The organism is Sorangium sp. So ce124, from assembly GCF_051525235.1.
Taxonomy (GTDB): domain Bacteria; phylum Myxococcota_A; class Polyangia; order Polyangiales; family Polyangiaceae; genus Sorangium; species Sorangium atrum.
In genome coordinates this window covers 3051690-3063626 of the sequence record NZ_CP150312.1, presented here as the reverse complement: position 1 = coordinate 3063626, position 11937 = coordinate 3051690, and the positions used below count along the sequence as shown (strand labels likewise).

Annotated in this window: 10 protein-coding genes; 4 read left to right on the top strand and 6 right to left on the bottom strand. The window is 71.4% G+C overall.

Translation table 11 applies throughout. The annotated features are described in order from the left end of the window. Positions 1 to 111: 111 nt before the first annotated feature. On the top strand, positions 112 to 753 hold the full coding sequence (trxA, locus tag WMF19_RS11725; protein ID WP_044964524.1) for a thioredoxin: 642 nt from the start codon (positions 112 to 114) through the stop codon (positions 751 to 753). Between the two features lie 66 nt (positions 754 to 819). Here the strand turns inward: trxA and larC are convergent, their stop codons facing one another. Together larC and larB are read right to left on the bottom strand one after the other, a co-directional pair. Further along, positions 820 to 2238, bottom strand: a complete 1419-nt coding sequence (gene larC / locus WMF19_RS11720; protein ID WP_437899159.1) for a nickel pincer cofactor biosynthesis protein LarC — start codon at positions 2236 to 2238, stop codon at positions 820 to 822. A 67-nt stretch (positions 2239 to 2305) separates the two neighbouring features. Then, positions 2306 to 3058: a nickel pincer cofactor biosynthesis protein LarB gene (larB, locus tag WMF19_RS11715; protein WP_437899158.1), complete on the bottom strand. Its 753-nt coding sequence runs from the start codon at positions 3056 to 3058 to the stop codon at positions 2306 to 2308. Positions 3059 to 3223: 165 nt separating this feature from the next. On the opposite strand from larB, the gene WMF19_RS11710 reads away from it, so the two are divergent. Together WMF19_RS11710 and WMF19_RS11705 are read left to right on the top strand one after the other, a co-directional pair. Next, positions 3224 to 3976: a hypothetical protein gene (locus tag WMF19_RS11710; RefSeq protein WP_437899157.1), complete on the top strand. Its 753-nt coding sequence runs from the start codon at positions 3224 to 3226 to the stop codon at positions 3974 to 3976. A gap of 110 nt (positions 3977 to 4086) precedes the next feature. Next, positions 4087 to 5469, top strand: coding sequence for a TldD/PmbA family protein (locus WMF19_RS11705; protein ID WP_437328762.1), 1383 nt, complete (start codon positions 4087 to 4089; stop codon positions 5467 to 5469). Between the two features lie 252 nt (positions 5470 to 5721). Here WMF19_RS11705 and WMF19_RS11700 read toward each other — a convergent pair whose 3' ends face one another. Together WMF19_RS11700 and WMF19_RS11695 are read right to left on the bottom strand one after the other, a co-directional pair. Continuing rightward, on the bottom strand, positions 5722 to 6351 hold the full coding sequence (locus WMF19_RS11700; RefSeq protein WP_437899156.1) for a helix-turn-helix domain-containing protein: 630 nt from the start codon (positions 6349 to 6351) through the stop codon (positions 5722 to 5724). Between the two features lie 199 nt (positions 6352 to 6550). Further along, complete coding sequence (locus WMF19_RS11695) at positions 6551 to 8077, bottom strand: lamin tail domain-containing protein (RefSeq protein WP_437899155.1); 1527 nt, start codon at positions 8075 to 8077, stop codon at positions 6551 to 6553. A gap of 156 nt (positions 8078 to 8233) precedes the next feature. Here WMF19_RS11695 and WMF19_RS11690 point away from each other — a divergent pair, with 156 nt between their 5' ends. Continuing rightward, positions 8234 to 8578 (top strand): helix-turn-helix domain-containing protein, encoded by a 345-nt coding sequence (locus WMF19_RS11690; protein ID WP_272101711.1) that lies wholly within the window; start codon positions 8234 to 8236, stop codon positions 8576 to 8578. A 42-nt stretch (positions 8579 to 8620) separates the two neighbouring features. Here the strand turns inward: WMF19_RS11690 and scpB are convergent, their stop codons facing one another. Together scpB and WMF19_RS11680 are read right to left on the bottom strand one after the other, a co-directional pair. Then, positions 8621 to 9670: an SMC-Scp complex subunit ScpB gene (gene scpB, locus WMF19_RS11685; protein WP_437901614.1), complete on the bottom strand. Its 1050-nt coding sequence runs from the start codon at positions 9668 to 9670 to the stop codon at positions 8621 to 8623. 415 nt (positions 9671 to 10085) lie between these two features. Further along, positions 10086 to 11888 (bottom strand): segregation and condensation protein A, encoded by a 1803-nt coding sequence (locus tag WMF19_RS11680; protein ID WP_437899154.1) that lies wholly within the window; start codon positions 11886 to 11888, stop codon positions 10086 to 10088. Between the last annotated feature and the right edge of the window lie 49 nt (positions 11889 to 11937).

The following is an 11937-nucleotide window of genomic DNA, read 5'->3' as shown; positions in this document are numbered from 1 at the left end:
CGCTCTCGCGCGCCGAAATTGCGCAAAATCCCCTTCATCTCCGCGATCTCGGCGGCGGAGCCCTCGCGCCGCTCGATCTCGCAGGAAAGGCCCGCTATGAATTCGCCCGCCATGGCCGTTCCCGAGATCAACGAGCAGGAGTTCGAGCGCGAGGTGCTCCGCAGCGAGTTGCCCGTGCTCATCGATTTCACCGCCACCTGGTGCGGGCCGTGCAAGACGGTCGCGCCCGAGGTCGACGCCATCGCGCGCGAGCTCGAGGGCAAGGCCAAGGTGGTCAAGGTCGACATCGACCGGTCGAAGCGCATCGCCACCACGCTGCGCATCCAGGCCGTCCCGACGTTCATGGTCTTTCATCGAGGCCGCCCGGTGGCCGCCGAGCAGGGCGTCCTCAACCGCAAGCAGCTCCGCGAGCTGCTCGATCCCTTCCTCCCGCGCGCCGAGGGCGCCATCCGGGCGGCCGAGCTGGCGCAGCTGATCCGGGAGGGCCAGGTGGTCCCCGTGGACACGCGCGAGACCCCCGCCTACGGCCGCGCCCACATCCCGGGCGCTGTGCACATCCCGATCGAGGAGATCGAGGGCCGGCTCGCCGAGCTCCACATGCTGGCCGGCGCGCCGGTGCTCTACTGCCGCTCCGGCGACAAGTCGAAGGACGTCGCCGCGAAGCTCGCCGAGGAGGGCGTGCCCGTCGCGTTCCTCGAGGGCGGCTTCCTCTCGTGGGAGGCCGAGGCGCTCCCGATCCAGCGCCCCGACTGACCGCTGCCGCACGCTGCGCCGCTCGGCGAGCACGGCGCCTCGCGGCGGCACCTGCGCGGCGCGGCGTTACCCCTTGGCGGCCGACAGCGCCGCCGAGACGACCTCGCGCACCGGCACGCCGTGTGTCCTCGCCGCCGCGGCGCAATCGTCGAACTCCGGCTTGATCTGCGGCGGCCCGAACGGCCCCTCGCTGATCTTCACCCGGATGGCTCCGTACGCCGTCTGCACGGTGGTGATCCGCCGCGGCCGCTCGGTGCGCGCGACAGGGATCTTCCGTAGCCCGATGCTGGTCGTCTCGCGGAGCAGCGCCGTCGCGACGGCGTCGGCCTGGGGGGCGGCCGCGAGCGCGGCGATCGTCAGGGCGGGGCGCCCTTTCTTCATGGTGATCGGCACCGCCCAGGCGTCGAGCGCGCCCGCCGCGAACAGCGCCTCGATCGCGTGCCCTGCCACCTCGCCCGTCAGATCGTCGACGTTCGCCTCGACGAGCACGTGCGACGCGCTGCCGACGCTCTCCTCGCCGCCCGTGCGCGTCCCGAGCACGACCCGCAGCAGGTTGGGGCGGTCCGGCAGCTCGCGCTGACCGGCGCCGAAGCCGATCCGATCGGGGGCGAACGTCGGCCAGCGCTCGAACCGGGTCGCCAGCGTGGCGATGATGGCCGCGCCGGTGGGCGTGACCAGCTCGGCGTCGAGCTCGACGCCGTAGGTCGGGACGCCGCGGAGGCACGCGACCGCCGCGGGCGGCGGCAGCGGGAGGATCCCGTGCCGCGCCTTCACGAACCCGCGCCCCATGGGCAGCGGCGATCCGACGACCTCCGCCCCGATGTGCACGATCGCCGCGGCGGAGCCCACGATGTCGACGATCGCGTCGACGGCGCCGACCTCGTGGAAGTGCACGTCCTCGAGGCGGATGCGGTGCACGGCGGCCTCCGCCTCGCCGAGGCGCCGGAAGATCCGGCGTGCCAGCGCGGCGACGGGTGGATCGAGCGGCGCGGCGGCGAGCATGGCGTCGATGGATCCGTAGGTGCGCTCCGGCTGCTGCGCCTCGACGTGCACGTCGAACGAGGTCGCCACGATGCCGCTCCGATGGGCGTGCCCACGGTGCAGGTGGAACCCATCGAGCGGCAGCGCGGCGACGGCGCGCTCGATGACGAGGAGGGGCACCCCGAGATCGAGCAGCGCGGCGATGGTCATGTCGCCCGCGATCCCGCTGAACGCGTCGAAGAACAGGACCTTGCCCGCGCCCGCGCCCTCCTCGAGGAGCGGCGCGCGCGGATGGTCGTGCCCTCCGTGCGCGTGCCCGTGGTCGTGCTCGTCTCCGTGCGCGTGGTGGTGGTGATGGCCTCCGTGCGCGTGCTCGTCTCCGTGCGCGTGCTCGTCGTGGTGATGGCCTCCGTGCGCGTGCTCGTCTCCGTGCGCGTGCTCGTCGTGGTGATGGCCTCCGTGCACATCCCCGTGCGCGTGGTCGTGATCGTGCCCGTGTCCCATCTCTCGCCTTCTCCGTTCCCCGGGCGCCTTCGCGGCGCGGCGCTCCCGCGGTCGCGCTCGTTCCGCGCTACTCCTTCGGCAACATGCGATGCACCACCATCGCCGCGCCGAAGCCGCTGTCGATGTTGACCACGGCGACGCCGGAGGCACACGACGTGAGCATGCCGAAGAGCGCGGTGAAGCCGCCCAGGGCAGCGCCGTAGCCGACCGACGTCGGCACCGCGATGACCGGCGCCGCCACGAGCCCGCCGACCACGCTCGGCAGCGCGCCTTCCATGCCCGCGACAACGATCACCGCCGACGCCTTGCGCAGCTCCTCGACGCGATGGAGGAAGCGGTGCAGCCCCGCGACCCCCACGTCGTACAGCCGCTTCGCCTCGAGGCCCACGGCGCGCAGCGTCTCGATGGCCTCCTCGGCGACCGGGAGATCGCTCGTGCCCGCCGTCACGACGGCGACCGTCCCGGCGGCGCGCTTCGGCGGCGGCGCGACCTCGATGCTGCCGGTCCGCGCGAGGGGCACATAACGGAACGCGGGCACGAGCGCAGAGACCGCCGCGCCCTTCGCGGCGTCGACCCGGGTCACGAGCACGTTCTGGCCTGCCCCCGAGATCTCCCCGGCGATCAGGGCGATCTGCTCGGGTGTCTTCCCTTCGCCGAAGATCACCTCGGGGACGCCCTGCCTGAGCGCGCGGTGGTGATCGACGGTCGCGACGCCCAGGTCCCGGAAAGGCAGCCCCCGGAGGGCATCGAGCGCCTCCTCGACGGCAAGCTCGCCGGTCCGAACGCGCTCAAGCATCTCCCGGACGAGGCGCGGCTCCATGTGCGCAGCCGCTTAGCGCGGCGGCGTCCCCAGGGCAAACGTTCCGCCCCGCCTGCCCAGCCGCGCCCGGAAGAGCCCTGGCGTGGGCCGCTCGAGCCGTCCTGGTCAGGAAAAGGTCCAGGCACTTTGCTCAGGAGGGGGCGACAGGACTACTTTCGGCGCCGCGTGCCCGCCTTCGTCGCTCCCCTCGTCGGCTTTGCTCTCGGCGCGCTGCTCGCCTGGTTCAGCGCTGCAGCCCCTCACCGCCTGGGCGCGCTGCGCGCGGCGGAGCCTCGGCTAGCGACGGGCGCGCGCGCTCGGCCGCTCGCGCTCGTCTCCCTGTTCGCTTGCTTCGTCTTCGCGCCGGTCTGCGCGTACTTCCTCGTGTTCGCCCCTGACTGGAGCTTCGCGTACCTCGTCGACACGCGCCGCATCCCGTCCGCCGTCGACCTCGTGCTCGTCCTCGTCAATGCCGCCTCGGTGCCCGCCGGCTTCGCCGCCGCGCATCGCTTCGCCGGGAGCGCTGGCGGCAGGTGGACCGCCCAGCGCGCGGTCCGCGCGCTCGCCGTCCTCGCCGGCGCGCCGCTGTCGATCGCCCTGCTTGCCGTCATAGCCCTGTCCCGGCGGCTCGCGCTCGACGGCACCTACCGGCAGGTCGAGGGCGACTTCGGCGTCCACCCGGTCGCCGGCGGCCCGCTCGGCTATGCGCTCCTCTGGATGTACACCATGCTGGCCGCCGGCTTCGCGGTCACCGTGAGCGCCCTCCTCCGGCGCGAGCCCACGGGCGGCGGGCCGAAGGCCGAGCCCTCCCCCGGCGCGCGCCCCCGCGCCGCCCCGAGCGAGCCGGCGCCTGAGGTCGTTCCGCCCCGGCCCGCCTCGGCACGCCCTCAGCGGCGGCTCGGCGTCGGTAGCGGCGGGCGCTCCAACCGGCCGGGCTGAGACGCCTCCCCGCGCGCGGGGATCCCGCGCGCGGGGGGGGGGGAGCGCCCCGGGAGGCGACCGCGTCACCGCGTTGACGGAGCCAGCCCGCTCCACCACCCTGTCGCCCCATGTCCGAACGAGCCCGCGTGGAGCAGCAGGTCGAGGAACTCATGGAGCTCGCCGAGCAGGTCGTGACGCGCGCCAGGAAGGGCGGCGCCGACGTCGCGGAGGCGATCGCCCGCTCCGGCTCCGAGCTCACCACCAAGGTGCGCCTCGGCGAGCCCGAGCTCGTCGAGGAGGCCGTCCACAAGGGCCTCGGCATGAGGATCATCAAGAAGCAGCGCGTCGCGCTGACCTCGACGTCCGACCTCACGCCCCGCGGCATCGATCGCTTCGTGGCGGACGCGCTGGAGCTCGCCGACATCTCCCAGGAGGACGCGTTCGCCGGCCCCGCCGATCCGGAGCTCATCGCCAAGGGGCCCTTCCCCGCGCTCGATCTCTACGATCCCTCCGGCGGGGAGGTCACGGCCGCGCAGGCGATCGACATCGCGCGCCGAGGCGAGCAGGCCGCGCGCGACGCCGACCCGCGCATCACGAACAGCGAGGGCGCGACGTTCTCGCGGAGCGCGGGCGCCTTCGCCCTCGTCCTGTCCGGCGGGTTCCGCGGCGGCTTCGCCGGCTCGTACGCGCAGCTCGTTGTCTCCCCGGTCGCCGACGACAGCGGCGACAAGAAGCGCCGCGGCTTCTACTTCACCGGCCGGCGCCACCTCGCCGACCTGGACGCCCCGGACGCCGTGGGCCGCGAGGCGGCGCGCCGGACGCTGCGCAAGCTCGGCGCCCGCAAGGTGCCGACCTGTGAGGCGCCCGTCGTCTTCGACCCGGACGTCGCCCGGTCGATGCTCGGGTTGCTCGGCTCCTGCATCATGGGCAGCTCGATCTGGCGCAAGTCGAGCTACCTCGTCGGCCGCGAGGAGACGCGCATCGCCAGCGATCTCATCACGATCGTCGACGATCCGCTGATCCCGCGCGCGCCCGGTTCGCGCCCGTTCGACGGCGAGGGCCTCCTCGCCCGGCGCAACGTCGTGGTCGAGCAAGGCGTCCTGAAGACTTACCTCTGCGACAGCTACAGCGGCCGGAAGCTCAAGCGCCCGCCGACCGCCAGCGCCTCGCGCGGCGCTGGCGGCGGCGTCGGGCCGTCCACGTCGAACTTCCTCCTCCAGCCCACCTCCACGCCAGCGGCGGAGATCGTGCGTTCCACGCCGCGCGGGCTGTACGTCACCGAGATGATGGGCTTCGGCTTCAACGCCGTGACCGGCGACTTCTCCCGGGGTGCGTCCGGCTTCTGGATCGAGAACGGAGAGCTCGCTTACCCCGTGAGCGAGGTGACCATCTCGCTGAACCTCGACGAGCTCTTGCAGCGGATCGACGCCGTCGGGGACGACCTCGATCTCCGGACGTCGACGTGCTCGCCGACGTTCCGGGTCTCCTCCATGACCATCGCTGGAAGCTGAAGCGCCTCCGCCCGAGGAGCCATGCTCCTCGAGCGCGTCTTCCTCCAGGAGACGCCGACGCGGACTCTGCAGCGGGGTTGCGAGCGACCCATCAACCGGCCCCGGGTTGTGCTGCGGGAGGGGGTTCTGACCTCAGCGGCTCGCTCTGCACTGCTACGGCCGTGCTGCGGCTCCTGGCGGAGTCTCCTCGGGCGCGACCGGCCGTCCTAGCCCAGCCTCTTCTGCCGGGCGTAGGACGGCCGGGGCCCTGGCTCAGCGTGAAGACCCGCCTGCGGCGAGGCTCCGCGGCGGCTCTTCCGACGCCGGACCGCTCGCCGCCTGGAGCGGCGCCGCCGTCTGCGCGGCCGCGTCGGGCATGAGGAAGCCCTTCAGCTGCTGCGCGTCGCTTCGGCCGATCCGGCCGACGAACGACGGCAGGCTGATCGGCTCATCCGACAAAGCGACGAACGTCCCCTGCGAGTTCGCTCGATGGAGCGCCTCGAAGAGGGAGGGGACGTCCACGTCGCTGGACACCGCCCGCACGTCGACGATGTACACGTCCGCGGGGTCCGCCCCCGCGAAGATCAGCGCGTCATACGGGTGGCTCGCGTGCCGGATGGGCACGCCTTCCCCGAGGGCTCGCGCCACGTGGGCCATCGTATCCTTGGTGCCGATGGCCATCATCGACTTGGAGGTCGCCTTGGCGAGCTCCCGGGGCACCGAATAGCCCCATGCCCGGAGGAACTCGGCCACGTCCGCAGCCTTGAAGCGCAAGTGTCTCCCCGGCGTACGGAAATGGGCAATCCTCCCTCGATCTACCCAGTTATGGATTGTCTTCAAGTCGACCTCGCACAAGGCTGCGAGGTCCGATGCCGTCAACAGCTTTTCACGAACACCAGCCATCGCCGAACTCCACGCGAAAGGCACCTGCCGCACAGCTCGCGTTCACAGCGCGGCAGCGTCTCCTCAGGTGGCGGCCCCCCCACCCGTCTGTCTACTCGATTGAAACCTAGCTCTCATAGACGGGTCCGTCACCCGCTTTGCTCGAATTTTCTCGGCCCCGGGGCGAGTTCGCCCCGCGCGGAGGCAAACTCCCCATCCTTCAGGGGATCTCCTTGTTCATTATGTTCACGCGACCGGGCGTCGGCCAGCTGGTCGCGAAGGAGCCAGCCGAGCCGTCTGGAGCGTGCGGAGCGACGCGGGCCAGGCTCATTCCCGGCTTTGGCGTGGGCGCGGCGGGCGACCTGGACAAGACAGCACCTCCTTGATCCTTCAATTTGAGCGGTTCTCCCGAGTTCGACAGCCCGTGGTTGCCAAGTTTTGGCACGCGGAGAAGAAGCGTCTCGGGAGCAGACGGAGGATCGAGCTCATCATCAGAAACGTAGTCCTCGTTGACGACCAGAGCGTACGCGCCGGGCATGAGGGAAATAGGGGGCAATTCGGTCTCACCACCCACATCGGCGAGTACAACCCCTGTGAGCTCAGCAGGGACGTCACCGTCATTGTAGAGCTCGACCCACTCCTGTCCTGGCTCCGGCCCGACGGGGTTTGCCAGCACCTCGTTGATGATCACATGGGGCATGGGGGCGAGCGTCATGGCAGAGAACGTCCGGCGCTCCACGACCCCGGCGTTGTCGACGGTCGCAATGGCGAGCTCGACGGGGCTCAAGGGCGGCAGTGGAGCGAGGACGAACGGCTCGCCCGGCCGCACCGCGAGGACTTCGTCGAGCCCCGCGCCCGCGATCGCCCAGAGCAGCGGCGCATCCGCCGAACGAACGAGGATCCGATCGTCGGCGATCTGAGCACAGCCCGGCCCGAGCGCGAGCTCGTCCGGCGCGCACACCGTCGCGATGGCTGGAAGCGGATCCGATTCCAGCACAAATGGACGCGGATCGAGGCTCACAGCCGCCGGCTCTCCCGGGAGCGCGACCGGAGGCCCCACGAGGCGCAGGCCGTCGGTGTCGGGCGGCGCCGTGGCGGTTGGCTCCCCTTCGAAGCGCAGGCAGCGCGCGCCGATGTCGTCGACGGCGCCGCGGCGCAGCTCGCCCGTCGGTCCGCCTGGCGCGAGTGTCGCCGCGGCGACCACCTCCGGGAGGGGCGCGTCGCCGCACCACACCCCCAGGCCGAGGGTCGCGCCGGCGTCGGGCGGCGGCCAGAGCCGTGAGAGCACGGGCGGCGAGCCCTCGGTGGCGATCTGGATATGGTGCGAGAACACAGGGCTGCCGCTCGCGATGGCGTAGGTCTCCCCGGGCGCGAGCGGGGCGAGCGGCGCCACGGTCAGCGAGAGGTCGCCAGGGGGCGTCCCGTTCAGCCAGGCGATCGAGGGGACGACGCGCTCCGACAGCGCCGTCGACAGCTCGCCTCGCTCAATCTGCCGGAGATGCGCCGCGCTGAGCTTGCCGCGGACGACCAGCGCACGGGCGGGATCGACGCTCTCGAGAGCGGCGCCGGGGAGGAGCACGCGCGCCCGCAGCACCGGAGGCGCGGCGTCCAGCGGCGCGGTGGGCTCGATCTGGAGCTCGGGGCCGGCGTCTGCGGGGCCAGCGACGTCGGCGTCCTCTTCGTCACCGCCCTCATCGAGTTGCGGGGGGACGACGAGCTCCGGCGCGCAGGACAGGGGTGAGGCCACGAGCGGCGCGAGCGCAAGCGGCAGTGAGCGTAACGCGCGGGAGGTCCACGAGGGGTGAATCGGGCAACGATGGGTCATGACGCGGAGTTCGGCGGGAGCTCGCGGCCGGTTGCTCGACGTCGCTTTCTTTTTTCGAGGCCGCTACCCTCGCCCCGCATGGCCCCCGAGGACATCAAGAAGCTCCGGCAGGAGCTCGGCTGCACGGCCCGCGAGCTCGCCGGAGCGCTGGGCATCGAGCAGGAGACCGTGCTCGCGTGGGAGCACGGAGATCTCTTCCCCACGAAGCGCTTCGTGGGGATGATGGAGGATCTGCGACGGAAAGGTCCGGAGGCGATCCCCCGCAAGAAGAGGAAACAGGTCGCCGCCTCGCCGCTCCAGATGCTCGCCGATCCCGAGCTCTGGCGGCTCTTCCGCAAGCTCCTCGCCCACCCCGAGCTGAGGAGCGCCGCAACGAAGCTGGCCGAGGCCTATCCCGATCCGACGGATGCTCCACCGCCGTGAGCGGCGGGGCGACGCGCTGGACGCGCAGACGAGGATGAACGTTCAGTCATCGTCCTCGTCATCTTCGTCGTCCTCGTCTTCATCATCTTCGTCTTCCTCGTCTTCGTCCTCGTCGTCCTCTTCCTCCTCGTCATCTTCGTCTTCCTCGTCTTCGTCCTCGTCGTCCTCCTCCTCGTCTTCGTCGCCCTCCTCCTCGTCTTCGTCGCCCTCCTCCTCGTCTTCGTCGTCTTCGTCGCCCTCCTCGTCTTCGTCGTCCTCCTCCTCGTCTTCGTCGTCTTCATCCTCGTCGCGCTGTTCATCCGCGACATCGTTGGCGTGCTGGAAAGCGTCCTTCTCAGCAGCCTCACCAAGCGCTGCGTCCGCTCCCACGACAGAGATCTCTTCAGGCATTTCGTCTTCCCTTGCTTCCATCGCGACCTCTCCCTCCCGCGGCGCAGCAGACGACGCGCCGACGTCTTCCGATAGGTTTTCCCCCGCACTGGCGGCGACGCTCGTCCGGATCGATCCCTCCGCGCCGGCGAAGCTCTCCTGTCCCGACGTCACCACCCCCGTCTCGGGCGGCTCTTCGCCGAGCTCGCGCTCATAGGCGCGGCGCGACTCGTCGGTCAGCTCAGTGAACTCGCGCAGGGTGGGCAGCTCGCCGAGCGCCTTCAGGCCGAAGAACTCGAGGAACTGCGCCGTCGTGCCGTACAGCATCGGGCGCCCAGGCTCGTCCTTCTTGCCCAGGATCCTCACGAGATCACGCTCCAGGAGCGACTTGAGCGCCGCGCCGGAGTCCACGCCGCGGATCTCGTCGATCTCGGGCCGCGTGATCGGTTGCCGGTACGCGACGATCGCGAGCGTCTCGGTCTGGGCGCGAGACATCTTGACCGGCTTCTGCTCTGTCACCTCGCGAACGAAGGGCGCAAATGCGGCGCTCGTGCGAAAGACATACCCTCCGGCGACCTCGTCCAGGCGAAACCCTCGCCCGTCGTACTCCGCGACGAGCTCGGCCAGCAACTCTCGCACGACGCGGTGCTCTGCATTCGCCGAACGCGCGAGCTCCCGGGCCGGCACCGGTCGCTCCGCCACGAAGATGAGCGCTTCCAGCACTCCCTTCAGGTGCTTGCGCGCGACGGCAGAGAGCCCGGGCGCCGTGGTCGCGCTCCGGACAGGAACGTCAGCGCGGCGCGCCGGATGACCGAGCTGGTCCCATGCGCCAGCGCGGAAGCGAGCGACCGGATCTTGCCGCGTCCCTCTCGATACGCGCGGCTCCTTCTTCCCGCCCCTCGGTCGCTTCGTTCCGCCGAGCCACGCGTGCGCCGCTGCCCTCAGCCGCGCCGGCGTGGCCTGCGCGCTCGCCCTCGCCGGCGTGCCCTGCCCTGTCGTCTTCGGCGCACGCGGCTCCTTCTTCCCGCCCCTCGGTCGCTTCGTTCCGCCGAGCCATGCGTGCGCCGCCGCCCTCAGCCGCGCCGATGCGCCCTGTCCTGTCGTCGTCTTTGCTATGCGCCGCCGCTTCGCCGCGGCATCAGCCACCGTCACGGCCACTCCCTGCGTCTACCTCATCCACCTCTGCCGGCGGCGCTGCGAAGTCCTCTGCGGCCGAGTGCGCGTTCGGGTCCACGGCAGCATCGCGCTCCGCCTCTCCCGGAGCCGGGTCGGCATCACCTTCCACCGCTTCCATCGCAGGCTCGCCCGCTGGGACGGCGTCCGCACGACTCGTCTCCTCCGCGGCCACGGGAAGGTCCGTCGCCGATGCTTCACCGCTCGATTCCTCAGCTGGTTCGGCCAGCTCCTCAGCTGGCTCGGCCAGATCCGACCACGCCGGTTCGCTGCTCGATTCGTCCGCCGCCTCCGCGGGCTCCGGTTCTGCCGCCTCGGCGCTGACGTCCTCCAGCGGCTCCACAAGCTCCACAGGCTCGGCCAGCTCCGACCACGCCGGTTCGTTGCTCGACTCCTCCGCTGCCTCCGCGGGCTCCGGTTCTGCCGCCTCGGCGCTGACGTCCTCCAGCGGCTCCACAGGCTCGGCCAGCTCCGACCATGCCGGCTCGCGGCTCGACTCCTCCGCTGCCTCCGCGGGCTCCGGTTCTGCCGCCTCGGCGCTGACGTCCTCCACCTGCTCCACGGGCTCGACCGGCTCCAGGCTCTCCGGTGCGACGCTCGGCGCCCCCGCGGGCTCCGCTCCCGACGGCGCTCCGTTCGTCGGCTCGGCCGGCTCGACGAGCTCCGGCCCGGCCGGCTCGCTTCGCCCCACCTCGACGGCCTCCGCGATCTCGCCCTCGGCGGCAGCAGGCGGCGCTCCTGCCTCCTCGCTCCCCGCCGTCTCGATCCGCTCCGCCGCCGGCGCGCCGTCCTCGGAGCCGTCAAATGCCATCGGCACGCCGTCCTCGGAGCCGTCAAACACCACCGGCGCGCCATCGGCGACCGCGAGCTGGATGTGAATGGGCGCCAGCGGGTCCGTCTGGTGGACCCGGATGAGCCTCAGCTTGCACATCTCGAGCACGGCCAGGAACGTGATCACGACCTCGAAGCGCGGGATCACGCCCCCTTTCGAGACGCTGTCGAGCAGCAGATCCTCGAACCGCATGGCGCGCCGCGCCGAGAGCTTCTCCGTGAGCTCGACGATGCGATCCGTGATGCTGATGCGATCGAAGACGACCTCATGATCAATCTGGACGTTCGTCCGCTTCAGCACCCGCTCGAAGGCGTCCAGCAGGCTGAAGATCGCCGTCTGCGCGAACGGAGCCGGGCCCTTGGGCACCTCGCTCTCGCTCATGCCGCGCGTGAACACGTCGCGCCCGAGCGTCCCGCGCTCGGCCAGGTCGGCTGCGGCGACCTTGTACTTCTGGTACTCAAGGAGCCGCCGGACGAGCTCCGCCCGCGGATCTTCCTCCTCGCCCGGCATCCCGTCGTCGTCCTGCCCCGCAGGCACGCTCGGCAGCAGCATCTTCGACTTGATGTGCGTCAGCGTCGCCGCCATCACGAGGTACTCGCTCGCGAGGTCGATCGACAGCGACCGCATGAGCTTCAGGTACTCGAGGTATTTTTCCGTGACGAAGCTCACGGGGATGTCGAGGATGTCGAGCTCGTGCTGCTGGATGAGGTGAAGCAGCAGGTCGAGCGGCCCCTCGAACGTGGGAAGCGTGACGACGTACTCGCCCTCGCGCGGCCCTGCGTCGGCCGCCGGCGAGGCGATCTCCCGGGCCGGCGAGGCGACCTCCCGGGCCGGCGAGGGGGCGGCCTGGCGCGCGGCGGGCGCAGGGGCGGCACCCGCGTTGCCGCGCCCTCTGCCGTTGCGCGCCCGTGCTGCACTCGCCTTGGAACCGCTCACGCCGCGACCGTAGTCGCAAGGCGCCGGTCGGTCCACGTCCGAGCGTCCT